Source organism: Roseivivax isoporae LMG 25204 (assembly GCF_000521865.1).
Lineage (GTDB): Bacteria > Pseudomonadota > Alphaproteobacteria > Rhodobacterales > Rhodobacteraceae > Roseivivax > Roseivivax isoporae.
Genome location: NZ_JAME01000032.1, coordinates 32146 through 58221 on the forward strand (window position 1 = coordinate 32146; position 26076 = coordinate 58221).

The following is a 26076-nucleotide window of genomic DNA, read 5'->3' on the forward strand; positions in this document are numbered from 1 at the left end:
CCCTCACTCCCTCAATCGGTCACGATGAGCGACATGATGCGCTCCTGGCTGGCCTCGGCGGCGGTCAACTCGCCGACGAAGGCGCCCTCGTTCATGACATAGATGCGGTCGCACATGCCCAGCAGTTCGGGCATCTCCGACGAGATCATCAGCACGCCCTTTCCGTCCTTCGACAGGTCGTTGATGATGTTGTAGATTTCGAACTTGGCGCCGACGTCGATGCCGCGCGTCGGCTCGTCGAGGATCAGCACTTCGGGCCCGGCGAACAGCCATTTCGACAGCACCACCTTCTGCTGGTTGCCGCCCGATAGGTTCATCACCTGCTGGAAGACGCTCGGCGTGCGGATGTTCATCGCGCGCCGGTAGTCCTCGGCCACGCGGGTCTCGTCCTCTTGGCGCAGGACGCCGCCGGTCGCGACCTTCGGCAGGTTCGCCAGCGTGACGTTCTTCTGCACGCTCTCCTCCAGCACGAGGCCCAGTTCCTTGCGGTCCTCGGTCACGTAGGCGAGGCCCGCGCCGATCGCGCGCGCCACGCTCGAGGTGTCGACCGTCCGGCCGCCGACCGCGACCGTGCCGGTGATGTTCCGCCCGTAGCTGCGCCCGAAGACCGACATGGCGAGCTCGGTGCGGCCGGCGCCCATGAGGCCCGCGATGCCCACCACCTCGCCCCGGCGGACATGCAGCGACACGTCGCGCACCACCTGCCGCTCGGCATGGTCGGGATGGGTCACGTTCCAGTTGCGGACCTCGAACAGCACGTCGCCCGCGCGCCGCGTGCGCGCCGGGTAGCGGTTCTCCATGGACCGGCCGACCATGTCGCGCACGATCCGGTCCTCGGTCACGGGCTCGGTGCGGGCGTCGCGCGTGGCGACGGTCGCGCCGTCGCGCAGCACGGTGATCGAGTCCGCCACGCGCCGCACCTCGTTCAACTTGTGGCTGATGATGATCGACGTCACACCCTGCGCCTTGAGCTCGAGGATCAGGTCGAGAAGCGCCTGGCTGTCGCTTTCGGACAGCGCCGCCGTCGGCTCGTCGAGGATCAACAGGCGGACGTCCTTCGAGAGCGCCTTGGCGATCTCCACGAGCTGCTGCTTGCCGACGCCGATGCGGTCCACCTGGGTCTGCGGCGCCTCGCGCAGGCCCACCTTGCGCAGCAGTTCCTGCGCGCGGGCATTCGTCTCCTGCCACGAGATGACGCCGGCGGTGGCGCGCTCGTTCCCGAGGAAGATGTTCTCGGCGATCGACAGGAGCGGCACGAGCGCGAGTTCCTGATGGATGATGATGATGCCGCGGCGCTCGCTGTCGGCGATGCCGCCGAACGCCATCACCTCGCCGTCGTAGACGATGTCGCCCTCGTAGGTGCCGTGCGGGTAGACGCCCGACAGCACCTTCATCAGGGTCGACTTGCCCGCGCCGTTCTCGCCCACGAGCGCGTGGATCTCGCCCTCGCGCACCGAGAAGGTGACGTCGTCGAGCGCGCGCACGCCCGGGAACGTCTTGGTGATGCCGCGCATCTCGAGCAGCGTCGCCATGGGATCGGTCCTTCCGGGAAATCGCGCCGCCGTCTCACCCCGGGGGGGCACAGCGGCGGCGCGGGGCAGGCTCAGCGGATCTGGTCTTCGGTGTAGTAGCCGGAGCCCACGAGGATCTCCTCCCAGTTCTCCGCGTCCACCGCGACCGGCTCGAGGAGATAGGACGGCACGACCTTCACGCCGTTGTCGTAGGTGGTCGTGTCGTTGATCTCGGGCTCGCCCCCCTGCAGGAGCGCGTCGACCATGCCCACGGTCACTCGGGCCAGTTCGCGGGTGTCCTTGAAGATCGTCGAATACTGCTCGCCGGCGAGGATCGACTTGACTGACGGCACCTCGGCGTCCTGCCCGGTGACGATGGGCATGGCGAGGTCGCCCGAGCCGTAGCCCACGCCCTTGAGCGAGGACAGGATGCCGATCGAGAGGCCGTCATAGGGCGAGAGCACCCCGTGTACCACGTTCTCGGTGTAGTGCGCCGACAGCAGGTTATCCATCCGTGCCTGCGCCACCGCGCCGTCCCAGCGCAGGGTGCCGACGGTGTCCATGCCGGTCTGGCCCGACGGGATCGCGATGCGGCCCTCGTCGATCAGCGGCTGCAGGACGCTCATCGCGCCGTCGTAGAAGAAATAGGCGTTGTTGTCGTCGGGCGAGCCGCCGAACAGCTCGACATTCCACGTGCCGGCATCGGGGAAACGGCTCTCGAGCCCCTCGACCAGCGACGTCGCCTGCTGCACGCCCACCTTGAAGTTGTCGAAGGTGGCGTAATAGTCGACATGTTCGCTGTCGCGGATCAGCCGGTCGTAGGCGATGGTCTTGATGTCCGCGAAATGCGCGTTCTCGAGCGCGTTCGACAGCGTGGTGCCGTCGATGGCCGCGATCACCAGCACGTCGACGCCCTTGGTGATCATGTTCTCGATCTGGGCGAGCTGGTTCGGGATGTCGTCCTCGGCATATTGCAGGTCGGTCTCGTAGCCCGCCGCGGTGAACTGCTCGACCATGCTCTCGCCGTCCGAGATCCAGCGCGCCGACGACTTGGTGGGCATGGCGATGCCGATGGTGCCCTTGTCCTGCGCAAGGGCCGGGCCGGCCCCGAGCGCAAGCGTCATGGCGAGGGCGGTGAGCCCCGTGGTCAAAATCTTCATGCGTTCCTCCCGATGCACGGGTCCCGGCGGCCCGCGTCCCTGTTTTTCACGGTTGTCCTGCGGCTTCCCTGGAGCATGCGCCGATGCTCCCTCCGCTGGCCGCAGGATACCTGCCGCGCGACATATCGCTCAAATGATTAATCTGGCGTCCGATATGATCGGAACGGTATAATAGGCGCATGTCAGACGCGCTCGCCTCGCTCACACTGCGCCAGTTCCGGCTGATCCTCGCCATCGCCGAGGACGCGCAGCTGTCGGTCGCCGCCGAACGGCTGGCGCTGACCCAGCCGGGGGCAAGCCGGATGCTGGCCGAGATCGAGCGCCTCGTGGGGCAGCCGCTCTTCGACCGGCACGCCAAGGGGATGCGGCCGACGCCCGTGGGCGAGGTGCTCGCGCGCCATGCCGCGACGCTTCTCGGCGGGCTCGACCAGGCGGCAAGCGAGATGGCCGCGTTCCGCGCGGGCCGCACCGGCACGGTGCGGGTGGGGGCGGTGACGGGCGCCGCGGTGGCTTACGTGGTGCCGGCGATCCAGACGCTCCGGCGCGATGCCGCGGGCGTCGACATCCGGGTCGACGTGGCCCCGAGCGTCGACCTGATGGGCGGGCTGCTGGCCGGCGAGTACGATTTCGTGCTGGCCCGCGTCCCGTCCGAGACCGACACGACCGCGATCGAGGTGCTGCGCGGCCGGACCGAGGACCTGGCGCTTCTCGGGCGCGCCGGCCACCCCATGGCGGGCGACGGGCCGCTCGGGCTCGCCGGCCTCTCGTCCCTGACCTGGGTGATGCAGGCGCCGGGCATGCCGATTCGCGCCGCCGTCGACGCGGCCTATCTCGCCGAGGGGCTCGCGCCCCCTTCCGAGGTGGTCGACACCGCCTCGCTGCTCGTCACGCTCGCCTACCTGCGCGACACGAACGCCGTGGCGCCCGCGGCGCGCGAGGTCGCGGACCTGCTGATCGGGGCGGGCGCGGCGGGCATCGTGCGCCTGCCGCTCGCCCGGCCGATCACGCTCTCGCCCTACAACCTGATCCGGCGCCGCCAGCGCCCCGCGAGCCCGGTGGCCGAACGGCTGATGACCATGGTCCTCGACCGGCTCGGGCAGTGAGGGCGCTCAGGCGCCGACGACCACGTCCTGCGCGATGAGCGTCTCGACCAGCGGATGCGGAAAGCTGCGCCGCGCCGTCACCGCGTAGAAGCTCTCGACGATGTCGATCTCGACCGGCGCCCGGCCGACCATCCCCGACGCGATCTCGTCGGCGAAGACGACCGAGGGCGCGAGCGCGAGGCCCATGTCCTCGCGTGTCAGGAGGCGCACCATGGCCATGTCGTCCACCACCGCCGCGATCCGCGGCGTCACGCCCAGCCGCGCGGTCAGGCTGTCGAAGCCGGTGCGGATCGAGCTCTCGCTCGGCAGGATCATCGGTCCGGTGCTGAGAAGCGACAGGAGGTCGCCGCCGGCGACGCGCGCGGGCGTGCCGAACAGGCCCACCGGCTGTTCCGCGATCCGGTGCGCCACGAGTTCGGGAAAGGCCGCGCGCGGCGGCGGCTCCGTCAAGAGCACGATGTCGAGCGCGAGCGCGTCGAGTGCCTGCAGGAGCACCGCGCTGCTGCCCGAGGTCAGCACCAGGTCCACGTGCGGCGAGGCCAGCGCCGGCCGCAGGAAGCGCAACTGGAAGTTCCGCGACAACGTCGACAGCGCTCCGACCTTGAGCGGCGTGCGCACCTCCCGCCGCTGGCCCAGCACCGACACGAGATCCTCGCCCAGGTCGAAGATGCGGTCGGCATGGTCGAGCGCGATCCGGCCTGCCTCGGTCAGCTCCAGCCGCCGCCCCACGCGGTCGAACAGGGGATGGCCGAGCCTTTCCTCCAGCTGGCGGATCTGCGTCGAGAGCGCGGATTGCGACAGGTTCAGCCGGCCGGCCGCGCGGGTCAGGTTCCCCTCGCGGGCGACCTCGCGGAAGTACCGCAGGTGATGATAGTTCAGCCGGTCCATCCATCCATTTTATTGAACGTTTTGATGCATACAATGTATTTTTCCTCATGATCGACAGGATCTACCTCTCCCGAAATCTTCCGGGAGAGCCCTGATGACCGTCCTGCCGTTCCTCGCCCCCGTGCTTCTGCTGGCGATCGCCGCCGACCTGGCGCGCCGTCCCCCCGCGCGGGCCGCAGCGCGCCTGCGCCTGCCCGAATGTGCCGCGCTCGTCGGTCTGGCCGCGGGTGTCGCCGCCGCGGCCTGGCTCGCGGCGCACGGTCCGGCCACCAGCCCGCTTCTCGGCATCGCCGGTGCCGGGTTCTCGGCGCGCATCGACATCGTCAGCGTGGCGATGATCCTGACCGTGTCCTTCGTGGGCTGGGTCGTGCTGCGCTTCAGCCGGGTGGCGCTCGACGGCGAGCCGGGGCAGGGCGCCTTCATGGCGCGCATGTCGGCGACGCTCGCCTGCGTGCTGCTGCTCGTCTCGGCCGGCAACCTGGTGCAGCTCGTGCTGGCCTGGGTGGCGACAGGGATCGGGCTGCACCGGCTGCTCCTGACCTATCCCGACCGAGAGAAGGCCCGCCGCGCCGCACGCAAGAAGACCGTGAGCGGCATCGTCGGCAGCGTCGCGCTGGTCGCCGCCGCCCTGACGCTGGTCGTGGAATTCGGCACCGCCGACATCGCCGCGATCAACGCCGCCGCCGCCGAGGGCGGGGGACGGGGACCGCTCTGGCTCGCGGCGCTCCTTCTCGCGGTCGCCGCGATCTTCAAGTCGGCGCTCATCCCCACCCATGGCTGGCTGACCGAGGTGATGGAGGCGCCGACGCCGGTCTCGGCGCTGCTGCACGCGGGCGTGGTGAACGCGGGCGGTTTCCTCCTGATCCGCTTCGCCGACCTCCTGCTGACGGCGCCAGGCGTGCTGGCGGCGCTGGCGCTGGCCGGCGGGTTCTCGGCGCTGGCGGCGGCCGCGGTCGCGCTGACCCAGCCCGCGGTCAAGACGGCGCTTGCCTGGTCCACCTGCGCGCAGATGGGCTTCATGGTGCTGCAATGCGGGCTCGCGCTCTTCCCGCTGGCGCTCCTGCACATCGTGGCGCATTCGCTCTACAAGGCGCACGCCTTCCTCGCCTCGGGCAACGCGGTCGAGGACGTCGCGGCGATCCGCAGGCCGGGGCCCGTCGCGGTGCCCGATCTCGGCGCCGTGGCGCGGGCCTTCGCCCTGGCCATCGCGCTCTATCTCGCGGTGGGTCTCGCCTTCGGCATCGCGTCGAAGCCGCCGCAGGCGGTGGCGCTGGGCGCCATCCTGATCTTCGGCGTGGTCTACCTGATCGCGCAGGGCCTCGCCGACCTCGCGCCGCGGGCGCTGACGCTGCGGACCGTGGCCATGTCCATCGCCGCGACCGTGGCCTATTTCGCCCTGCAGGAGGGCGCGACGGTCCTCTCGGCCGCGACGCTGCCGGCCCCGCCCGCGCCAGACGGGCTGATGTGGGCGACGATCGTGCTGGCGGTCGCGAGCTTCGGCATCGCCGCGGTCGCGCAGACGACCTTTCCGCTCTGGGCCGGGCACCCGGCCGCGGCGGGCCTGCGCGTGCACCTTCTGAACGGCCTCTACATCAATGCGCTCACGGACCGGATCACCGGCCGCTGGACGCCGTCGAAAGGATGAGCGAGATGAGCATCGCCCACGTCGCCTATTCCGGCCAGACCCTCGCGCTCTTCGCCTGCGCAGACGCGGCCGCGCAGCACGTGCCGCCGGCCTTCCCCCTCTCGGCCACGGTCGCGGTGAACCCGTACCTGGGACAGGTGGCCGAGGACCGCGCCACCGCGGCGGCCCGGCTGTCCCGCGTGGGCGGCGGCCGGCTGTTCCTGCCGCGCGCGAGCGTCGCGCACCAGATCGCGGACGGCACCATCGTCGAGGCCGACCTGGCCGCGGCCGCCGCTGCGCACGGCCTCGCGCCCGCCGACCTGCGCGCCGCGGCCGCCGCGCCCGAGGCGGTCCGCGAACCGGTGCCGACACTTGCGGACCTGGCCGCGCGCGAGGACCGCATCGATTGGCCGGGCCTCGTCGAGGACCGGCTCGGCCTCTGGGCGGCCGCGCAGTTCGATCGCGGCCAGGCGTTCTGGCCTGCGCCCGAGGGTCCGGTCTTTGCCACCTGGCGCAGCTTTGCCGCGCGCGACCTGACGCCGGGGCTGGCCGGGCTCGCAGGTTTTGCCGAGCGCGCCGACACCCTGCCGGCCGATCCGCGCCACGCCTTCGCGCTGCTCTGCGGCGAGCTCGACGTGGCGCCGGACTGGGCGCCCGTCTACTTCCACCGGCTCTTGATGACGCTCGGCGGGTGGGCGCAGTACGCCCGCCACATCGACTGGACGGCCGCGCGCGACGGCGAGCGCAGCACAGTGCTCTTCGACCTCCTGACCGCGCGGCTCGCCTACGAGGCGGCCTTTCTCGCCCGCGGTGGCGCGACGCTCGCATCCGGGTGGGAAGAGACGCGTGCCGCTTGTGCCGCGCCGGTCGTCGCAGGCCCCGAGGAGCGCGCCGATGCCGCCCTTCAGGACGCTGCCGACCGGGCCGCGGAGCGCGCGCTCGCCGCGCGGCTCGTGCCCGCCGAGACCGTCACCGACCGGCCGGACCTGCAGGCCGCATTCTGCATCGACGTGCGGTCCGAACCTTTCCGCCGCGCCCTCGAGGCCGCCGATCCCGGAATGCGGACGCTGGGCTTCGCGGGCTTCTTCGGCGTGGCCGTGTCGCACCGGCCGGCCGCATCGGACCTGGTGGAGGCCCGCGCGCCCATCCTGCTGCGCCCCGGGCTCAACTCGGTCGCCGCGCTGCCGGACGGCGGCGAGGCGGCGCTGCGCATCCATCGCCGGGCGATCCGCGCCTGGGGCCGCTTCAAGCGCGCCGCGGTGTCGGCCTTCGCCTTCGTCGAGGCGGCGGGGCCGCTCTACATCGGCAAGCTCGTGCGCGAGGCGCTGGGCCTCGGGCACCGGCACGCCGACGCCCCCGCGCCGCGCATCGACATGACGCCCGAGGCGCGCAGCGCGGCCGCGGCGCAGGTGCTGCGGTCGATGTCGCTGACCGACGGCTTCGCCCGGCTCGTGCTGATCGCCGGGCATGGCGCGGGCGTGACCAACGCGCCGCATGCGAGCGCCCTGCAATGCGGCGCCTGCGGCGGACATGCGGGCGACGTCAACGCGCGGCTCCTCGCGGCGCTCCTGAACGACCCCGAGGCGCGCGCGGGTCTCGCCGCGGAGGGCATCGAGGTGCCGCGGGACACGCAGTTCGTCGCCGGGCTGCACGACACGGTCTCGGACGAGGTGCACCTCTATGCGGCCGACCTGCCGCACAGCCACCGCGAGGACCTCGCGCGGCTCCGGCGCACGCTGTCGCGGGCCGCGGCGCTCGCGCGCACCGCGCGTGCGGCCAAGCTGCCGCGCGGCGCGGCCGGATCGCTCGCCGCCCGCGGCAGGGACTGGTCGGAGCTGCGCCCCGAATGGGGCCTCGCGGGCTGCGCGGCCTTCGTCGCGGCGCCGCGCCACCGCAGCGCGGGCGGCGATCTCGGCGGCCGCGTCTTCCTGCACGACTACGACTGGCGGCAGGACCCGGACGCCGCGACGCTCGAGCTGATCCTGAGCGCACCGGTGGTGGTCGCAAGCTGGATCGCGCTGCAGTACCACGGCTCGACCGTCGCGCCGCACATGTTCGGCGCGGGCAACAAGCTCCTGCACAACGTGGTGGGCGGCGTCGGCGTGCTCGAGGGCAACGGCGGGCTCCTGCGCGCGGGCCTGCCGGTCCAGTCCGTGCATGACGGCGAGACCGCGCGGCACGACCCGGTGCGCCTGAGCGTCGCCGTCGAGGCGCCGGCAGAGATGCTGTCCCGCGTGCTCGACCGTCAGCCGGGGGTGCGCGCGCTCTTCGACAACGGCTGGCTCGCGCTTCTGGCGATGGACGACAGGGGCCGGGTCGCGCAGCGCTACGAGGGCGGTGGCTGGACCGCCTTCGGCGCGTCGCCCGACCGGGCCGCGCGCGCGGCCGCCTGAGCGCCTCGGGGCCGCGCCAATCCCCCGGACGAAAGTCCGTTCCCGGGTTGGCCGCGGCCCTGCTTATATGGCGCCATGAGTCCCAGTGCGCCGCCGGATCGCAGCCTTCGTTCCATGTCGCTCGCCAACCGCTTCGCGCTGGCGAGCGGCCTCGTCCTGGTCATCGCCTCGCTCGCGGTCGGACGCTACGTGAATGCGCGGATCGAGGACAGCGTGGTGCGCAACACCGCCATCGCGACCGCGCTCTACATGGAAAGCTTCGTCTCGCCCCTCAGCCAGCAGCTGGCCGAGGGCGACGCGCTGTCGCCGAACGGCCGCCGGGCGCTCGACGAGATCTTCACCAACACGCCGCTCGGCGAACGGGTGGTGTCCTACAAGATATGGAAACCCGGCGGCCGCGTCGTCGAGGCGTCGGACGACGCGCTGGTCGGGCAGGTGTTCGAGCCGGGGCCCGGCCTGCGCGCGGCCTGGGCCGGCACGGTCAGCGCCACCTTCGACGAGCTGGGCGACGAGGAGGACGCGGGCGAGAGCGCGCTCGGCCTGCCGCTTCTCGAGATCTACAGCCCGATCCGCGAGGTCTGGTCGGGCGAGGTGATCGCGGTCGCCGAATTCTACGAGATCAACACGCAGCTGCGCGACGATCTCGTCGACGCGCGCCGCGCCGCGTGGACGCTCACCGCCGCGGTGTTCTTCGCCGTGGGCGCGCTTCTCTATCTCATCGTACTGGGCGGCAGCCGCACCATCGAGCGGCAGCGCCGGGACCTCGATGCGCAGTACCGCGAGATGGCCGTGCTGTCGGCGCGGAACGCCGACCTCAGGCTGTCGGTGCAGCGCGCGGCGGCGCGTGCCTCGGCCTCGGCAGAGGCGTTCCTGCGCCGGATCGGGGCAGACCTGCATGACGGCCCCGCGCAGTACCTCGCCTTTGCCGCGCTGCGCCTCGACGACCTGAAGGCGCGGCAGGCCAGCGCCGAGGCGCGCAGCGAGCTCGACGGCGTGTCGGACGCGGTCGCGCAGGCCATGGCCGAGATCCGCGCGATCTCGCGCGGGGCGGGCTTGCCCGATCTGGCGCGGCTCGGCGCGGGTGAGGTGGCCGAGGCGGCGGTCGCCGCGCACCGCGAGCGCACGCAGGACGCCGTGCACTGCGACATCACCTGCACGCACGCGCCCGACCTCGGACCGGCCGAGCGGATGTGCATCTTCCGCTTCGTGCAGGAGGGGTTGAACAATGCGAGCCGCCACGCGGCGGGGCAGGGGCTGCGCGTGGTGATGCGCTGCGACGCGGCCGGGCTGACGCTGAGCGTCGCCGATGCCGGCCCCGGCCTGCCCGACGGAGGCGAGTGCTCGGGCGGGCTTGGCCTGCCGGGCCTGCGCGCGCGGGTCGAGAGCCTGGGCGGCGTGTTCGACGCCCGCAGCGGCCCCGCGGGCGGGACAGAGATCGTGATGCGGATCCCCGTGGGAGGATGAGACGATGCCAGTGAACCGCGTGGTCGTCGCCGACGATCATCCCCTCTTCCGCGAGGGCGTCAGCCGGACCCTGCAGGAAAGCGGGCGCTTCGACGTGGTGGCAACGGCCGAGACCGGGCGCCGGGCGGTGGCGCTGACCGCCGCGCACCGCCCCGACCTCGTGCTGCTCGACCTGTCGATGCCCGATGGCGGGCTCTGGGCGCTGCGCGAGATCGTGGCGTCGGGATTTGCCGGGCGGGTCGCCATGCTGACAGTGGCCGAGGACGACCGCAGCATCTTCGAGGCGCTCGAGGCAGGCGCCGCGGGCTACATCCTGAAGGGCGTGGGATCGCGCGAGCTGGTGCACATCCTGTCGGAACTGGCCGAGGGGCGCAGCTACGTCGCGCCGTCCCTGGCCGCGCGAGTGCTGGCGCGGCTGCGGGCGCCGCGGCAGGTGCCCGAGGCCTCGCCGCTCGACACGCTGACGCGGCGCGAGGAGGACATCCTGCGCCTCGTGTCCCAGGGCCAGAGCAACAAGGAGGTCGCGCGCGCGCTCGACCTCCAGGAGAAGACCGTCAAGCATTACATGACGACGATCCTGCAGAAGCTGCAGGTGCGCAACCGGACCGAAGCGGCCCTGCTCGCGCGGGACCGCTGGACGGGGTGCTGACGCGGCCGGATCACCGCACGGCGCCGAAGAGGCGCGCCCGGTCGTCCTGCGTCGCGGGCCGTTCGATCACGGTGCGGTTGAAGCCGTCCTTGAGCTCGTAGCGGCCCGCCTCGATCTCCTCCTTCCAGCCGTCGGTATAGGTGACCTCGATGCCGGTGGCGCTGACCTCGAGTTCCGAGACCACGCCGCCGCCGAGGGGCCGCCCCGGGGCGCCGGCGCCGCCCGCGCGGTTGAGGAGCGCGAGATCGGCCGGTGTCGCGGGCCGCTCCTCGATGGTCGTGCCGAAGGCGTCCTTGCGCTCGAAGCGGCCGTTCTCGATCTCGATGCGGCCGCCGTCCTGCAGGCTGGCGCGGCGTCCGCCCCGGTCGTCGCCGGGGGCGTCGTCGCGGCCGCGCCCGCGCCGGTCATCGTCGCCGCGGTCGTCCTTCCCGCGTCCGCCCCGGTCGTCGTCGCCGCGATCGTCGCCCCCGCGTCCGCCGCGGTCGTCACTGCCACGGTCGTCATCGTCGTGCCCGCCGCGGTCGTCGTCGCCGCGATCGTCACCGCCGCGCCCGCCGTGGTCGTCACCGCCACGGTCGTCATCGCCGTTTCGGGCCTCGGCGGCGGCCGGGGCAAGGGACAGCGTGCCGGAGCGGTCGAAGCTCACGGAATAGGGTTGCGCGCCGACGAGGACGCCGAGGGCCAGAAGCGCCGCGCCGCGGCGGAGGGCTGAGGTCAGCGTGGGGGTCATGGTCCGTCTCCCTTGGATCGGGTGGGTGTGATGTGCGGGCGGCACAGCGCCGTCCCTGGACCCATCGAACCACGTTCCCCTCCGTGCGGGACCGGACCTAGGTCGGGCGGAAGGGGCGGCCGCGCCCGACTTCGGTCCCGGGCGGCCCTCGACGGGCGCGGCGGCGGCGCGTATCACCGGCGACCGGACGGGGTGCGCTTGGAAAGGGAACGGCGATGGCAGAGCGGATCGTTGTCGTGGGGGCCGGCATCGTCGGCGTGACCGCTGCGCTCGAACTGAGACGGCGGGGCGCCGAGGTCACCGTGATCGACCGCACGGGCGTCGCCGCGGAGGCCTCACGCGGCAATGCGGGCGCCTTCGCGTTGACCGACGTCGTGCCGCTCGCGTCGCCCGGCACGGTCGCGGCGGCGGTGCGCTGGCTGATCGACCCGCGCGGCCCGCTCGCGATCCCGCCCGCCTACGCGCCGCGTCTCGTGCCCTGGCTCTGGCGGTTCTGGCGGGCCACCGCCGCGTCGCGCGCGGACGCCGCCAGCGCCGCGCAGGCGGCGCTCATGGCGCGGTCGTCGGCGGCGCTCGAGGAGCTCGTGGCGCGTCACGCGCTCGACCACTTCCTGCGGCGGGCGGGGCAGCTCGAACTGCACGACAGCGCGCGCTCCTTCGCGCAGGGCACCGGGGCGCGCGACCGGGCGGCGGCGCACGGCGTCCGGGTCGTTCCGCTGACCTCGGCGGGCGCCATCGCCGAGATCCAGCCGGGCCTCGCGCCGCAGTTCACCCATGGCGCGTACTACCCCGACTGGATCAACGTCACCGATCCCGCGCGCTGGACGGAGCACCTGGCGCAGCTTTTCCTCGCGGCCGGCGGGCGGATCGAGCGCGCGGCGGTCGAGGCGCTCGAGCCGCAGGCGGGCGGCGTGCGGCTGCGCACCGCGTCGGGTGTCCGCGACGCGGACCGCGTGGTGGTCGCCGCAGGCGCGTGGTCCCACCATCTGGCCCGGACGGTCGGCGACCGCGTCCCGCTCGAGACCGAGCGCGGCTACAACACGACGCTGCCTGCGGGCGCGTTCGACCTGCGACTGCACCTGACCTTCGCCGATCACGGCTTCGTCGCCTCGCGCATCGGCGACGGGGTGCGGATCGGCGGCGGGGTCGAGCTGGCCGGGCTCGCGCGTCCGCCCGACATGCGCCGGGCGCGGCTCTTCCTCGACAAGGCCCGAGGCTTCCTGCCGGGGCTCGACGCGTCGGGCGGGACCGAATGGATGGGCTTCCGTCCCTCGACGCCCGACACGCTGCCGGTCATCGGGCCGTCGCCCCGCGCGCCGCGCATCCTCTACGCCTTCGGGCACGGGCATCTCGGGCTCACGCAATCGGCCGGGACTGCGGCGATCATGGCCGACCTCGCGACCGGCCGCGCGCCGGGTCTCGACCTCGCGCCCTACCGTCCGGGGCGCTTCGCCCCGGCGCGGGGCTGAGCGCCATGCCCCGCGCGCGCCGCCGCGCCGGCCGTCGTGATCGCGCGGCCCTTGTGTCCGCGGGACCGTTGGAACAGGGTGCGCGCACTCCCGGAGACAGGCCAGAATGACCCCGTCACTGCCCTTCCTGCGCCGCGCGCGCGACATGTCGACCGCCCCCTTCGCGGTGGCGGGTCTTGCCGTGGGCGCCCTGATCCTGCTGCCGCTCGTGGCGGTGCTGCTCGCCGCGCTGGGCGGCAGCCTCGAGACGCTGGGCCACCTCTGGCAAACGGTGCTGCCGCGCTACGCCGCGACCACGCTCCTGCTGCTCGTCTGCGTGGCCAGCGGCACGGGACTGATCGGCGCGGGCACGGCATGGCTCGTGACCGCGTGCAGCTTTCCGGGACGGCGTCTGCTGGAGGTGGCGCTGGTGCTGCCGCTGGCCTTCCCGGCCTACGTGCTGGCCTATGCCTATACCGACCTCCTCGACCATCCGGGGCCGGTGCAGACGCTCCTGCGCGAGGTGACGGGGTGGGGGCCGCGGGACTACTGGTTCCCCGAGATCCGCTCGCCCGGCGGTGCCGCGGCGATGCTGACGCTGGTGCTCTATCCTTACGTCTACCTCCTGGCACGGGCGGCGTTCATCGCGCAGGGCGCGCGACCCTTCAACATCGCGCGCACGCTCGGGCGGGGGCCGTGGGGCGCGTTCCTGCGGGCGGTGCTGCCCATGGCGCGGCCCTCGATCGCCGCGGGCGTGCTCCTGGCCTGCATGGAGACGCTCGCCGATTACGGCACGGTGTCCTATTTCGGCGTGCAGACCTTTGCCACCGGCATCTACCAGAGCTGGTTCAGCATGGCCGACCGCGCCGCGGCGGCGCAGCTGGCGCTGGGGCTTCTTGCGACCGCGCTATGCCTCGCCGCGCTCGAGCGGCGGACGCGCGGCAGCGCCCGCTATCACGGCGTGGCGCCGGCGCTGCCGCGGATCGAGCTCGGCGGTGCCGCGGGCCTCGGCGCGGCGCTCGCCTGCGCGCTGCCCGTCCTCCTCGGCGCCGTCGTGCCGGCGGCGGCGCTGGCCGGCATGGCGTCGGGATCGGGCCAGTCGCTACTCAGCGAGCGTTACCGCGACTTTCTCATGAACTCGGTGACCCTCGCGGCGGTCGCGGCGGGGCTGACCGTCCTCGGGGCCATCGTGCTGGGATATTACCGGCAGCTCCGGCCCGGCACGGCGTCGCGGGGCGCGATGCAGCTCGGGCGGATCGGCTACGCGGTGCCGGGCGGTGTGATCGCCGTCGGGCTGCTCGTGCCCTTCGCGGCCTTCGACAACGCGCTCGACGCGTTCATGGAGGCGCGGTTCGGGATCTCGACGGGGCTGCTCGTCACCGGGTCGATCTGGCTGATGGTGGCGGCCTACATGATCCGCTTCCTCGCCGCGGCGATCGGCGCCTACGAGGGAGGGCAGGCGGCGATGAACCCGAACTACGCCGCCGCCTCGCGGGCGCTGGGCAAGGGCCCCTATGCCACTCTCATGCGGGTGCACCTGCCCATCATGTCGCCGAGCCTGCTGACCGCGCTGCTCATCGTCTTCGTCGACGTGATGAAGGAGCTGCCGGCGACGCTGATCCTGCGCCCCTTCAACTTCGACACGCTGGCGGTGCAGGCGCACAGGCTGGCGGCGGACGAACGGCTCGACGGTGCCGCGGTCCCGAGCCTCGTGATCGCGGCCATCGGCGTCCTGCCCGTGATCCTGCTGATCCGCCGCATCCGCGCCGAGTAGCCTCCCGGAACGGAAAGGCCCCGCGACGCATCCGCCGCGGGGCCGCTCGAGGGTCGCACCCGTCAGGCGGGTGCGGGGCCGGAAATCACTCCCAGCCGACCTCGTTGAAGATGCGCTGCGCGGCCGGCAGGTTCTCGGCCACGGCCGAGAGGTCCACGTCGTCGGCCGTGAAGTCGCCGAGCTCGTCGACGGCCTCGGTCGTCTCGACGCCCTCGACCACCGGGTACTCGTTGTTGCCCGCCGCGAAGTAGACCTGCGCGCTGTCCGAGGCGAGGTATTCGAGGAACTTGAGCGCGTTCTCGCGGTTCGGCGCATGGGCCGCCATGCCGCCGCCCGACAGATTCATGTGCGCGCCGGTCGTGTCCTGGTTCGGGAACACCCAGCCGATCTGGTCGGTCGAGCCGGTCAGGCCGTCGACCTCGCTCGCGAGTGCGCGGGCGAAGTAGTAGGTGTTCGACACCGCGATGTTGCACTCGCCCGAGACGAGCGCGCGCAGCTGGTCGGTGTCACCGCCCTGCGGCGGGCGCGCCATGTTCTCGACGATGCCGGCAGCCCATTCGCGCGCGGCCTCTTCGCCGTCATGCTCGATGATCGAGGCCAGCAGCGTCTGGTTGTAGGTGTTGGTCGAGGAGCGGATGCAGATCTCGCCCTCCCAGGCGTCGTCCGCGAGGGCGGCGTAGGTCTGCGGCGGCTCGCTCACGTCTTCCTTGTCGTAGAAGATGATCCGCCCGCGCAGCGAGAAGCCGAACCACTGGTTGTCCGCGTCCTGGAACTGGCCGGGCACGCGCTCCTCGAGCGTCGCGCTCTCCACCGCCTGCAGCACGCCCGCATCCTTCGCGCGCTTCAGCCGCGAGGTGTCGACCGTCAGCAGCACGTCGGCCGGCGAATTCTCGCCCTCGGCTTCCATGCGCGCGATCAGCTCGTCCGCCTCGCCCTCGATGCGGTTGATCGTGATGCCGGTCGCTTCCTCGAACTCGGAATAGAGCCGCTCGTCGGTGTCGTAGTGGCGCGAGGAGTAGAGGTTCACCTCGCCGCCGTCCTGCGCGGCGGCCGGAAGGGCCGCGGTCAGCGCGATCGCCGAGACGAGCGTCGCCTTGTACCAGGATTGCGTCATCGGAAGGGTCCTTTCCTTGTTGACTGATTTTGTCAGCTACAGGGAAATTCCCGACGAAAAAAGGGGGTTTTTGGCGGGTGCGACGAAAAATTGCGCCGGCGGGGGCAGGGGGAAACGAAACCGCCCGCGCCGGGTGGACCGGCGCGGGCGGATCTTGTGCGTGCGGGACCGGACCGCTGGTCCGGCCGCCGGGACGTCAGAGCTTTTCGGTCAGTTCCGGCAGGATCTCGAAGAGGTCGCCCACGAGGCCGTAATCGGCGACCTGGAAGATCGGCGCCTCCTCGTCCTTGTTGATTGCGACGATGACCTTGCTGTCCTTCATGCCGGCGAGGTGCTGGATCGCGCCCGAGATGCCGACCGCGATGTAGAGGTCGGGGGCCACGACCTTGCCGGTCTGGCCGACCTGCCAGTCGTTCGGGGCAAAGCCCGAATCGACCGCCGCGCGCGAGGCGCCCACCGCCGCACCGAGCTTGTCGGCGAGCTTCTCGATCAGCGCGAAGTTCTCCTCCGAGCCGATGCCGCGGCCGCCCGACACGACGATCCCGGCCGAGGTCAGCTCGGGACGGTCGCTTTCGGCCAGCTTGTCCTCGATCCATTCCGACAGCTGCGGGTCGTCCGCCGCGTCGACCGATTCGACCGGCGCGGAATTGCCGGTACCGGCGGCCTCGAAGGTCGAGGTCCGGATGGTCATGACCTTCTTGCCATCCTTCGACTTCACCGTCTGCACGGCGTTGCCGGCGTAGATCGGCCGCTCGAAGGTGTCGGCGTCGACGATTCCGGTGACGTCCGTCAGGACCATCACGTCGAGCAGCGCCGCGACCCGCGGCAGGATGTTCTTGGCGTCGGTGGTGGCCGGCGCGCAGATGTGGTCATAGCCCTCGGCGAGCTTGGCGATCAGCGCCGCGGTGGGCTCGGCCAGGCGGTGGCCGTAGCGCGCGTCCTCGGCCACGAGCACCTTGGCGACGCCCTCGATGGTGGCGGCCTCCTTGGCGGCATCGGACACCTTGGCGCCCACGGCAAGCACAGTCACGTCGCCGAGCGCCTTGGCCGCGCTCGCGGCCTTGGCGGTGGCGTCCATCGACAGGTGCCCGTCCGAGATCTCGGCAATCAGCAGCACGGCCATCACACGATCCCCTTTTCCTTGAGTTTCGCCACGAGCGTGTCGACGTCGGGCACCATCTCGCCGGCCGCGCGCTCGGGCGGCTCGGCGGTCTTCACGACCTCGAGCCGCGGGCTCACGTCGACGCCGTACTCGTCGGGGGTCTTCTCCTCGAGCGGCTTCTTCTTGGCCTTCATGATGTTCGGCAGCGACGCGTAGCGCGGCTCGTTCAGGCGCAGGTCGGTGGTCACGATGGCGGGCAGCTTGACCTTGATGGTCTGCAGGCCGCCGTCGACCTCGCGGGTGACCACCGCGTGGTCGCCCTCGACGTCGAGCGTGTTGGCGTTGGTGGCTTGGCTCCAGCCGAGCAGCGCCGCCAGCATCTGGCCGGTGGCGTTCAGGTCGTTGTCGATCGCCTGCTTGCCGGCGATCACGAGACCGGGGGCCTCGGCGTCGATCACCGCCTTCAGCAGCTTCGCCACCGCGAGCGGTTCGATGTCCTGGTGCACGTCGTCCGCGGCGACGATCAGGATGGCCCGGTCGGCCCCCATGGCGAGCGCGGTGCGCAGGGTTTCCTGCGCCTGCTTGACGCCGATGGACACCGCGACGACCTCCTCGGCCTTGCCGGCCTCCTTGAGGCGGATGGCCTCCTCGACCGCGATCTCGTCGAACGGGTTCATGGACATCTTCACGTTGGCAAGGTCGACCCCCGTGCCGTCCGCCTTCACGCGGACCTTCACGTTGTAGTCGATCACCCGCTTCACGGGCACGAGTACCTTCATGCGCTATCGCCTCCTCTTCGGGTCTTTCACCGGACCGGCCGCGACCGGCCGGGCGCCTGCATCTTTCAGGTCGTTCGCGTGATAACGCCCCGGCCGCCAGCGAAACAGCGCAAAATCGTCACCTTGTCGCCGTCCAACGTCGCGTTCTCGCGCGATCCGCGTGTTCCTGGGTCCACATAGCGGGTTCGGGCGCGCCGTCACCCGCAGATGTCCTGCAGCGCGCGCCACTCTGCCGGGGACAGGACCGGGCGGCCGGCGAATCCCTCGGGCGTGGCCGCGCGGGCGGCCGCGATCCGGTCCCCGAGACGGGGATGGCTCATGAGATGCGCGAACGCGCCGCGCGTGTCGCCGTCAAGCTCCCGGAACCGCTCGAACATCTGCGCCAGCGCCGCGGGCGGGATGTCGGCCCGCGCGAGCAGCTCGTGCGCGTAGAGGTCCGCGGCCTCCTCGGCGTCCTGGCTGTAGCGTGCGTCGATCAGGCGCTCGGCCACGAGCAGCATGGCCGCCCCGCCGGCGAAGTCGCCGAAGACGAGCCCCAGTAGGCCGACCGACCCCGCGGTGCGCAGCGCCGCGCGGGTGGGATCGCGGCGGGCGACATGGCCGAGTTCGTGCGCAAGCACGGCCGCGACCGTCTCGGGCGACCCGGCCTCGTCGAGGAGCCCGCGCAGGATCACGACCTGGCCGCCGGGCGCGGCGAAGGCGTTGACCATCTCGTGGTCGAGCACGCGCAGGGTCACCTGCGTGTCGAGGTCCGCAGCGCCGGTCAGCCGCGCCGCCATGCGGTCGAGCGCCGCGCGTCCCGCGGGCGCCTCGCAGTCGAGCCCGCCCATGCGCTCGGCGCCGAGAACGCGCTCCATCTGCGCCACGACGGACCGGCCGAACGCCGCCTCGCGCGCCTCGGGGATCGCGCGGGCGAGGGTGTCGGCGAGCGCCGGCAGGATCACGAACAGCATGAGCCCCACCGCCGCGAGGGCGCCCGCGATCCAGAGCGCGACGCGCCGCCCGGTGCCGCGGGGCACGTCGCGGGCGTCGAGCGCGGGCCGCGTCGCGCGCAGCCAGGCCATGAAGTCGGGATCGTCGACCACGAGCCGGGCCGGGTCGCGGGCGGTTTCGTCCCGGAACTCCACATGGCGGGTGAGGACGAGCTGCCGCCGGTCGGACTGGTCGTGCAGCGCGCGCAGGTCGGCGAGCGGCCAGCGCAGCGGCTGCGGCAGCGTGTCGCCCCGGATCAGCAGCGCCATGCGGTCCGGTCCGAGCGTCACGTGCACCGGATGGCGGGTCGCGGTCTCGCCGTCGTAGAAATCCGCGAAGGCCTGCATGGTTCAGATCGCCCCGCCGAGGTCGAGCGCGTCGGCGAACCCCTCGGCATCCGCGCCACGGTCCGCCGCGCGCTGCCGGATGTCCTGCAGGGCCGCGACGTCCGAGACCGCGAGCGTCTCGGTGTAGTGCGCGAGGATCGGCTGCACGATGAGCGCGTAGGCGGCGGCCCCGGAGAAGAGCAGGATCGCGAGGTAGCCGAAGAGCGCCGCCAGCATCGGGAGCACGAACGCCATCGCGCCCGCGGCGCCGTCCGGCCGCCCGGCCTCGGCCATCTGCATCAGCCCGCCGAAGAGCACGCCGAAGAACGAGGTGAGCAGGCCGCCGACCACGCCGATCGCAAGCGCGATCAGGATCGAGCCGCCCACGTACTTGCGGATCACCGTGCCGGTGCGTGGCCGCGCGTCGAAGCCGACCGTGCCGCCGAGCGTGGTGTGGCGGGTGAGGTAGGCGAAGCTCTGCACCCGGTAGTGCACGACGCCGATCACCAGCCAGATCGCGGCGACGGGGGGCAGGATCGCCGCGAGTGCAGGACGTTCGCTGAGGATGGCGAAGGCCGTGCCGCCGACGAGCAGCGCGACCGGCACGAGGATGTGCGTCATCGCCGGGTAGAGCCCGGTCCACCGGCCTCCGAGCGTGAAGCGGGCATCGCCGAACCAGGTGCGGTCGATCATGTACCGCGACAGCCGCCATGTCGCGAGAGGCCAGAGCAGCCCGAGCGTCAGGAGGGCGAGCCCGTAATAGAGGAGCGCGCGCAGGGCATAGCCCCAGGCGGCCTTCTCCATGCCGAAGCGGATGCCGCGCCAGCGCGTCCGCCCGCACTTGTAGCGCCGCGCACGGTACTGCGCGAAGAACACGAGCGGCAGGACGGCGAGGCCGGTGAGCGAGAACGCCACCCCCTGCGCGAGGGCCGCGCCGGGGCTTTCCGGCGTGACGAAGAGCGAGAGCCCGAGAAAGGCCAGCAGGAGCTGCACGAGGCCCAGGTAGATGGCGAGGATCACCACCGCGACGAGGAAGCCCAGGAACTTCTCGAGCCCGGTGCCGGTATATTCGAACCGCGTGCCGTCGAGCTGGACCGAAGACCAGATGTAGCGGCGGATCCGCGTCTTGGCCCAGAACCGGTAGATCCCGAGCGTCAGGAGCGTCAGCACCGCCGTGCGCAGCGCGAGGCCGAAGAGCGCGCCGCCCTCGCCGGTGTAGCGGGGGGCGGCCGTGTCGGCGCCGGGTGCGGGGTCGGTCGGGGTCACGGGGGCGGTCATTCCTCTCGGCGCCCGGCCGGGTCAGGGTGCCGGCTCAGGTGAAGCGGTTGTCGCGCGGGAAGCCCCGCGGCGCCATGCGGCCCGACCCGGCGCGCTTGGCGCGCCATTCCTCGAGCTCGGGCAGGGCGACGGTGCGGGTGCGCCCGGCCGGGTCGAGCCAGGTCAGCCCCGCGGACTTGTCGAACACGATGGCGTCCGACAGCCCGCCGTCCTTGTATTTCTGCAGCCGCACGCCCTTGCCGCGGGCCATCTCGGGCAGTTCCTCGACGTCGAAGACCAGCAGCTTGCGGTTGTCGCCGACGACCGCGACCGCGTCGCCGCGCACCGGCCGGCAGATGCGGGCGCGCACGTCGTCCTTGACGTTCAGCGCCTGCTTGCCGGCGCGGGTCTGCGCCACCACCTCGTCCTCGGGCACGACGAAGCCGTCGCCGGCCGAGGACGCGATCAGGAGCTTGCGGCCCGGCTGGTGGATCAGGATGTCGACGATGTCGGCCTCGTTCGGCAGGTCCACCATCAGGCGCAGCGGTTCGCCCATGCCGCGCCCGCCGGGCAGGTTCGCCGCGGACACCGTGTAGAACCGGCCGTTGGTGCCGAAGACCAGCAGCTTGTCCGTGGTCTCGGCGTGGAAGATGAAGCGCGGGCCGTCGCCGTCCTTGAACTTCAGCTCGCGCGCCAGGTCGATGTGGCCGGTCATCGCGCGGATCCATCCGCGCTCCGAGCAGACGACGGTGATCGGCTCGCGCTCGATCATCGCCTCGATCGGCACCTCCTCGGCCTCGAGCGCCTCGGCAATCTCGGTGCGGCGCGCGCCGCCGGGCAGGTCGCGGCCGAACGCCTTGCGCGTCTCGCGCAGCTGCTCGGCGATGCGCGCCCATTGCAGGTCCTCGCTGTCGAGCAGGTCCTCGAGGCCCGCGCGTTCCTCCATCAGGCGGTCGCGCTCGGCCACGAGCTCGATCTCCTCGAGCCGGCGCAGCGAGCGCAGGCGCATGTTGAGGATCGCCTCGGCCTGCACCTCGGTCAGACCCAGCACGCCGTCCTCCCCGAGCGGCGCGGGCGGCACGTAGTCGCGTTCGGACATGGCGCGCACGTGGTCGCGGCCCCAGTCCTCGCGCATCAGCGCGGCCTTGGGATCGTCGTCGTAGCGGATGATGTCGATCACGCGGTCGAGGTTCAGGAAGGCCACGATCAGGCCCTCGAGCACCTCGAGCCGGTGGTCGATCTTCTCCATCCGGTGCTTCGAGCGGCGGATCAGCACGTCGCGGCGGAAGTCGAGGAAGGCCCGCAGCACCTCCTTGAGCGAGCAGACCTTGGGCGTCACGCCGTCGATCAGCACGTTCATGTTCAGCGAGAACCGGATCTCGAGGTCCGAGTTCTTGAACAGCATCCCCATCAGCATGTCCGGGTCGACGTTCTTGGACCGCGGCTCCAGCACCATGCGGACGTCCTCGGCGCTCTCGTCGCGGACGTCCGCGAGGATCGGCACCTTCTTGGTCTGGATGAGCTCGGCGAGCCGCTCGACCAGCTTGGACTTCTGAACCTGGTAGGGGATCTCGGTAACCACCGCCTGCCAGGTGCCGCGGCCGAGGTCCTCGAGATGCCAGCGCGCGCGCAGGCGGAACGCGCCGCGCCCCGTGCGGTAGGCCTCGGCGATCTGCTCGCGCGGCTCCACCAGCACGCCGCCGGTGGGGAAGTCCGGCCCCGGCACGTAGTTCAGCAGCGTGTCGTCGCGCGCGTCCGGCGTCTTGATGAGATGCAGGCAGGCGTCGACCAGCTCGGCGATGTTGTGGGGAGGGATGTTCGTGGCCATCCCGACCGCGATCCCGCTCGACCCGTTGGCAAGCAGGTTCGGGAACGCCGCCGGCAGCACAATCGGTTCGGTCAGCGTGCCGTCGTAATTGGCGCGGAAGTCGACCGCGTCCTCGTTCAGCCCGTCGAGCAGCGCCTCGGCCATGAGCGACAGGCGCGCCTCGGTGTAGCGCGAGGCGGCCGGGTTGTCGCCGTCGATGTTGCCGAAGTTGCCCTGTCCGTCCACCAGCGGGTAGCGGATGGTGAAGTCCTGGGCGAGCCGCGCCATCGCGTCGTAGATCGCCGCGTCCCCGTGCGGGTGGTAGTTGCCCATCACGTCGCCCGAGATCTTGGCCGACTTGCGGAAGCCGCCGGTCGAGCTGAGCCTGAGCTCGCGCATGGCGAAGAGGATGCGCCGGTGCACCGGCTTCAGCCCGTCGCGGGCATCGGGCAGGGCGCGGTTCATGATCGTCGACAGCGCGTAGGTGAGGTAGCGCTCCCCGATCGCGCGGCGCAGCGGCTCCGCGAGGTTGCGGGGGTTCATGTTGGGGTCGTCGGCGATCTCGTCCATAGATGCGGTGATAGCTGCCGGGCCGCGGGGCGTAAAGCGAGCGGACCCGCCTTTCGAAACAATTTTGCTTAGCGCGGCGTTGGAACTGGCATAGGCAGGAAGTCGCCGGCGCCGTTTGCGGCGGACACCCGGCGCTATCGGAAGGTGGCGATCATGAAACGGTTCATTTTGTTGACTTTCGCATTTCTTTTCTGGGGATATTACGAGCTTTCGGGCGGCAACGATTTCGTGCCGGGCGCGGACCCGACGGCGGTCGTCGCGGAGGCCTCCGAGGCGCCCGTCGAGGACGCGCCCGGGCAGGATACCGAGGAGGTCGTCGCGCGCGCCGACACCGGCGCGATCCTGACGCAGGTTGCGGCGCCGGCCGCGGCCGGCGAGGCCACGGCGGCGCAGGGGCAGGACGAGGTGGCGCCCGAGGCGCTGGGCCTCGTCCTGACGAGCCGCACCCCCCCGGCCGAGGACGCCTCCGGGTCGGCCGCCGCCCCCGACGCGACGCCCGCCGCGGCGGTGGCACCGGCAGAGCCCGCAGAGCCTGCCCGCGACCTGCGCGCGATCAGCGGCAACGTCGTGAACATGCGCGCGGGCCCCGGCACGGATTACGCCATCGTGACCCAGCTCGTGCGCGACGACGCCATCGAGGTCCTGCGCGATACCGGCGACGGCTGGCTCAAGATCCGCGCGGTCGAGACCAACCGCGTCGGGTGGATGGCGGATTTCCTCGTCAGCGCGGCCGCGCGCTGACGATCGCCACTTTCCATCCGCGACGCGGCGCGGCAAGGCTGGGCGCTCACCGGACCGAGACGGAGCGCCCATGCCAGACCCCCGAACGATCCTGATCACCGGCGCGTCGAGCGGCATCGGTCACGATGCCGCGCACACGCTGGCCCGCCGCGGATGGCGTGTCCTCGCCACGGTCCGGACGCAGCAGGACCGCGCCCGGCTCGCGGCCGAGGGGCTCGAGGTGCTGATCCTCGACTATGCCGACCCCGCGAGCATCGCCGCCGCCATGGACGGCGTCGCGGAGGCCACGGGCGGCCGGCTCGACGCGCTCTTCAACAACGGGGCCTACGCGATCCCGGGGCCGCTCGAGGACGTGCCGGCGGAGGCGATGCGCGCGATCTTCGAGGCGAACTTCATCGGCTGGCACGACCTGACGACGCGGGCGATCCGGCTCATGCGGGCGCGGGGGCAGGGGCGGATCGTCAACAATTCCTCGGTGCTGGGCCTTGTCGGGGCGAAGTGGCGCGGCGCCTACGTCGCGTCGAAGTTCGCGGTCGAGGGCTGGTCCGACTGCCTGCGGATGGAGATGGCGGGCACCGGCATCGACGTGGTGCTGATCGAGCCGGGGCCGATCGACACGCCGTTCCGCCAGAACGCGATCCGGCAGTTCGAACGCTGGATCGACTGGGAGCGGAGCGCGCGGGCCGACGAGTACCGGGCGCACCTGCTCGACAAGCTCTACGCCGGCAGCGGCGACAACCCGATGCAGAAACCCGCCTCGGCGGTGACCGACGTGCTGATCCGCGCGCTCGAGGCGCGCCGTCCGCGCCCGCGCTATTTCGTCACGGTCCCGACCCGCATCGCCGCGATCGCCCGGCGTGTCCTGCCTGCGCGGGCGCTTGACCGCCTGCTGGCACGGTCCTGAGGCTCGCCTTCGGGCGGGGATCGGCTAGGTTGCAGTCCAGGGAACATCCGGGCGCGACCCGGACAGGGACAGAGGGACCGAAGGACCGAAGATGCTACACGACCCGTTATTCGTCGTCATGGCGATCGTCATGCTCGCCGTCGTCGCCATCCTCATGACCGGGATCGGCGGCTTCGCGAAGGGCGGCGAGTTCAACCGCAAATACGCCAACAAGCTCATGCGCTGGCGCATCGCCGCGCAGTTCGCGGCCGTGCTGCTGATCCTTCTCTTCGTTCTCGTGCGCCGCAGCGGAGGCTGACACCATGGTGGTCCTGAACAAGATCTACACGCGCACCGGCGATGCGGGCGAAACCGCGCTCGGCGACGGCAGCCGCGTGGCCAAGCATTCGGCCCGCGTCGTGTCCTACGGCACGGTGGACGAGCTGAACGCGACGCTCGGCATCGCCCGGCTGCACGCCGAGGGCGAGATGGACGCGCAGCTCGCGCGCATCCAAAACGACCTCTTCGACCTCGGCGCCGATCTCTGCCGGCCGGGGATGGAGCGCGACGAGAGCGCCGAGTACCCGCCGCTGCGCATGGTCGCGGCGCAGACCGACCGGCTCGAGCGGGAGATCGACGCGATGAACGGCCGGCTCGAGCCGCTGCGCAGCTTCATCCTGCCAGGCGGCTCGGCGCTCGCCGCGCACCTGCACATGTGCCGCACCGTGGCGCGCCGGGCCGAGCGCTACGTCATCGAACTGTCGGCAACGGAGAGCGTGAACGCGGCCGCGATCACCTATCTCAACCGCCTGTCCGACTGGTTCTTCGTCGCCGCGCGCATCGCCAACGACGACGGCCGGGCCGACGTGCTGTGGGTTCCCGGCGCGAACCGCTGAGCGCGGCGGGGCGTCCGGGGCGGGGATCCGGTCCCTGCCGATTGCCACCGGCGGGCGCGCCCTGTATCCCGTCGGCGCGCCCAAGGACCGCCAACGGAGACCCAAGCCCATGCGCCTTCTGCCGCTTCTCGCCCTCCTGACCCTTCTCGGAGCCTGCGCCGACGGCGCCCGCGAGCTGCGCCAGCCGGTGGAACCCGTGGGTGACTTCAAGCTCGGCCACGCCATCGTCGTCGCGCCGAACCTCGTGAAGGGCCCGGCCTCGCGCGAGGCGACCAAGGAGGAGTGGATCGCGTCGGTGGATTCGGCGCTCGAGGAACGCTTCCGCCGCTACGAGGGCGACGCCTTCTACCACCTGGGCGTCAGCGTCGAGGGCTACGTCCTCGCGCAGCCCGGCATCCCGCTGGTCTTCAGCCCGAAATCGGTCCTGATCGTGCGCGTCACGGTGTTCGAGGACGCGACGGGGCGGAAGCTGAACGAGGAGGCCGAGCAGATCACCGCCCTCGAGGCGCCGTCGGGCAAGACCATCGTGGGCTCCGGCGTGACGCAGTCGGCCGAGGAGCAGATGACCAATCTTTCCAAGAACATCGCGCTCCAGATCGAGAACTGGATGCGCCGGCAGTCGCGCGCAGAGGGCTGGTTCGGCGGGCCCGCACCGGCGGAAGAGGCGACCGCGGAGACCGCCGCGCCCGCGGCCGCAGATGCCGCGCCCGCCGCGCCCGGTCTGCCCGCGCCCGCGACCCCCTGAGGTCCCCGCGTCGGGGCGGGAAAGGCTGCTTGATTTTCCCCGGACGACCCAATATGTGGCCCGCGATGTGAACCGGGTCGCTCGGACCCCCGAAACTTGAACGAAGGCGTCTTGAGAGATGGCAAAGGAAAAGTTCGAAC

Annotated in this window: 21 protein-coding genes and 1 pseudogene; 12 read left to right on the forward strand and 10 right to left on the reverse strand. The window is 71.8% G+C overall.

Annotated elements, in window-relative coordinates:
• Positions 1–11: 11 nt before the first annotated feature.
• Both mmsA and chvE read right to left on the reverse strand, forming a co-directional pair.
• On the reverse strand, positions 12–1532 hold the full coding sequence (mmsA, locus tag RISW2_RS17775) for a multiple monosaccharide ABC transporter ATP-binding protein (protein ID WP_043773652.1): 1521 nt from the start codon (positions 1530–1532) through the stop codon (positions 12–14).
• Between the two features lie 71 nt (positions 1533–1603).
• On the reverse strand, positions 1604–2671 hold the full coding sequence (chvE, locus tag RISW2_RS17780; RefSeq protein WP_043773654.1) for a multiple monosaccharide ABC transporter substrate-binding protein: 1068 nt from the start codon (positions 2669–2671) through the stop codon (positions 1604–1606).
• A gap of 179 nt (positions 2672–2850) precedes the next feature.
• On the opposite strand from chvE, the gene RISW2_RS17785 reads away from it, so the two are divergent.
• A complete protein-coding gene (locus RISW2_RS17785; protein ID WP_043773656.1) occupies positions 2851–3774 on the forward strand; it encodes a LysR family transcriptional regulator in 924 nt (307 codons plus the stop codon).
• A gap of 6 nt (positions 3775–3780) precedes the next feature.
• Here the strand turns inward: RISW2_RS17785 and RISW2_RS17790 are convergent, their stop codons facing one another.
• The gene (locus RISW2_RS17790) at positions 3781–4662 is read right to left on the reverse strand and encodes a LysR family transcriptional regulator (protein WP_043773658.1); all 882 of its coding nucleotides are present in this window, start codon (positions 4660–4662) and stop codon (positions 3781–3783) included.
• A gap of 94 nt (positions 4663–4756) precedes the next feature.
• Here RISW2_RS17790 and RISW2_RS17795 point away from each other — a divergent pair, with 94 nt between their 5' ends.
• From RISW2_RS17795 to RISW2_RS17810, 4 genes are all read left to right on the forward strand, one after another.
• Positions 4757–6307, forward strand: coding sequence for a proton-conducting transporter transmembrane domain-containing protein (locus RISW2_RS17795; protein WP_043773660.1), 1551 nt, complete (start codon positions 4757–4759; stop codon positions 6305–6307).
• Between the two features lie 5 nt (positions 6308–6312).
• On the forward strand, positions 6313–8679 hold the full coding sequence (locus RISW2_RS17800) for a DUF2309 domain-containing protein (RefSeq protein ID WP_043773662.1): 2367 nt from the start codon (positions 6313–6315) through the stop codon (positions 8677–8679).
• Positions 8680–8793: 114 nt separating this feature from the next.
• Positions 8794–10143: a sensor histidine kinase gene (locus tag RISW2_RS17805; protein ID WP_244437633.1), complete on the forward strand. Its 1350-nt coding sequence runs from the start codon at positions 8794–8796 to the stop codon at positions 10141–10143.
• Between the two features lie 4 nt (positions 10144–10147).
• Positions 10148–10792, forward strand: a complete 645-nt coding sequence (locus RISW2_RS17810) for a response regulator (RefSeq protein ID WP_043773666.1) — start codon at positions 10148–10150, stop codon at positions 10790–10792.
• Between the two features lie 10 nt (positions 10793–10802).
• On the opposite strand, the gene RISW2_RS25685 is transcribed toward RISW2_RS17810, so the two are convergent.
• The gene (locus tag RISW2_RS25685; RefSeq protein WP_244437634.1) at positions 10803–11522 is read right to left on the reverse strand and encodes a hypothetical protein; all 720 of its coding nucleotides are present in this window, start codon (positions 11520–11522) and stop codon (positions 10803–10805) included.
• A 128-nt stretch (positions 11523–11650) separates the two neighbouring features.
• On the opposite strand from RISW2_RS25685, the pseudogene RISW2_RS17825 reads away from it, so the two are divergent.
• Both RISW2_RS17825 and RISW2_RS17830 read left to right on the forward strand, forming a co-directional pair.
• A pseudogene (locus RISW2_RS17825) lies at positions 11651–12991 on the forward strand (NAD(P)/FAD-dependent oxidoreductase); the annotation flags it as partial.
• 106 nt (positions 12992–13097) lie between these two features.
• Positions 13098–14744, forward strand: a complete 1647-nt coding sequence (locus tag RISW2_RS17830) for an ABC transporter permease (RefSeq protein ID WP_043773668.1) — start codon at positions 13098–13100, stop codon at positions 14742–14744.
• A gap of 85 nt (positions 14745–14829) precedes the next feature.
• Here the strand turns inward: RISW2_RS17830 and RISW2_RS17835 are convergent, their stop codons facing one another.
• From RISW2_RS17835 to RISW2_RS17860, 6 genes are all read right to left on the reverse strand, one after another.
• Positions 14830–15858: a Fe(3+) ABC transporter substrate-binding protein gene (locus RISW2_RS17835; protein ID WP_043773670.1), complete on the reverse strand. Its 1029-nt coding sequence runs from the start codon at positions 15856–15858 to the stop codon at positions 14830–14832.
• 196 nt (positions 15859–16054) lie between these two features.
• Positions 16055–16981: an electron transfer flavoprotein subunit alpha/FixB family protein gene (locus tag RISW2_RS17840; protein ID WP_043773671.1), complete on the reverse strand. Its 927-nt coding sequence runs from the start codon at positions 16979–16981 to the stop codon at positions 16055–16057.
• Complete coding sequence (locus RISW2_RS17845; protein ID WP_043773672.1) at positions 16981–17739, reverse strand: electron transfer flavoprotein subunit beta/FixA family protein; 759 nt, start codon at positions 17737–17739, stop codon at positions 16981–16983. The genes RISW2_RS17840 and RISW2_RS17845 overlap by 1 nt, the downstream gene beginning before the upstream one ends.
• Before the next feature lie 197 nt (positions 17740–17936).
• A complete protein-coding gene (locus RISW2_RS17850; protein WP_043773673.1) occupies positions 17937–19058 on the reverse strand; it encodes a M48 family metallopeptidase in 1122 nt (373 codons plus the stop codon).
• A 3-nt stretch (positions 19059–19061) separates the two neighbouring features.
• Positions 19062–20303 (reverse strand): DUF898 family protein, encoded by a 1242-nt coding sequence (locus RISW2_RS17855; RefSeq protein WP_244437636.1) that lies wholly within the window; start codon positions 20301–20303, stop codon positions 19062–19064.
• A 46-nt stretch (positions 20304–20349) separates the two neighbouring features.
• On the reverse strand, positions 20350–22671 hold the full coding sequence (locus RISW2_RS17860; protein ID WP_043773674.1) for a DNA topoisomerase IV subunit A: 2322 nt from the start codon (positions 22669–22671) through the stop codon (positions 20350–20352).
• A 171-nt stretch (positions 22672–22842) separates the two neighbouring features.
• Here RISW2_RS17860 and RISW2_RS17865 point away from each other — a divergent pair, with 171 nt between their 5' ends.
• From RISW2_RS17865 to RISW2_RS17885, 5 genes are all read left to right on the forward strand, one after another.
• The gene (locus tag RISW2_RS17865) at positions 22843–23412 is read left to right on the forward strand and encodes an SH3 domain-containing protein (protein ID WP_211238721.1); all 570 of its coding nucleotides are present in this window, start codon (positions 22843–22845) and stop codon (positions 23410–23412) included.
• Positions 23413–23482: 70 nt separating this feature from the next.
• On the forward strand, positions 23483–24316 hold the full coding sequence (locus RISW2_RS17870) for an SDR family NAD(P)-dependent oxidoreductase (protein WP_043773680.1): 834 nt from the start codon (positions 23483–23485) through the stop codon (positions 24314–24316).
• A 91-nt stretch (positions 24317–24407) separates the two neighbouring features.
• Entirely contained in the window at positions 24408–24614 is a 207-nt protein-coding gene (locus RISW2_RS17875; RefSeq protein WP_043773682.1) for a twin transmembrane helix small protein, read from the forward strand.
• A 4-nt stretch (positions 24615–24618) separates the two neighbouring features.
• Positions 24619–25191, forward strand: a complete 573-nt coding sequence (locus RISW2_RS17880; protein WP_043773683.1) for a cob(I)yrinic acid a,c-diamide adenosyltransferase — start codon at positions 24619–24621, stop codon at positions 25189–25191.
• Positions 25192–25300: 109 nt separating this feature from the next.
• Positions 25301–25936, forward strand: coding sequence for a hypothetical protein (locus RISW2_RS17885; RefSeq protein ID WP_043773684.1), 636 nt, complete (start codon positions 25301–25303; stop codon positions 25934–25936).
• Positions 25937–26076 lie beyond the last annotated feature (140 nt).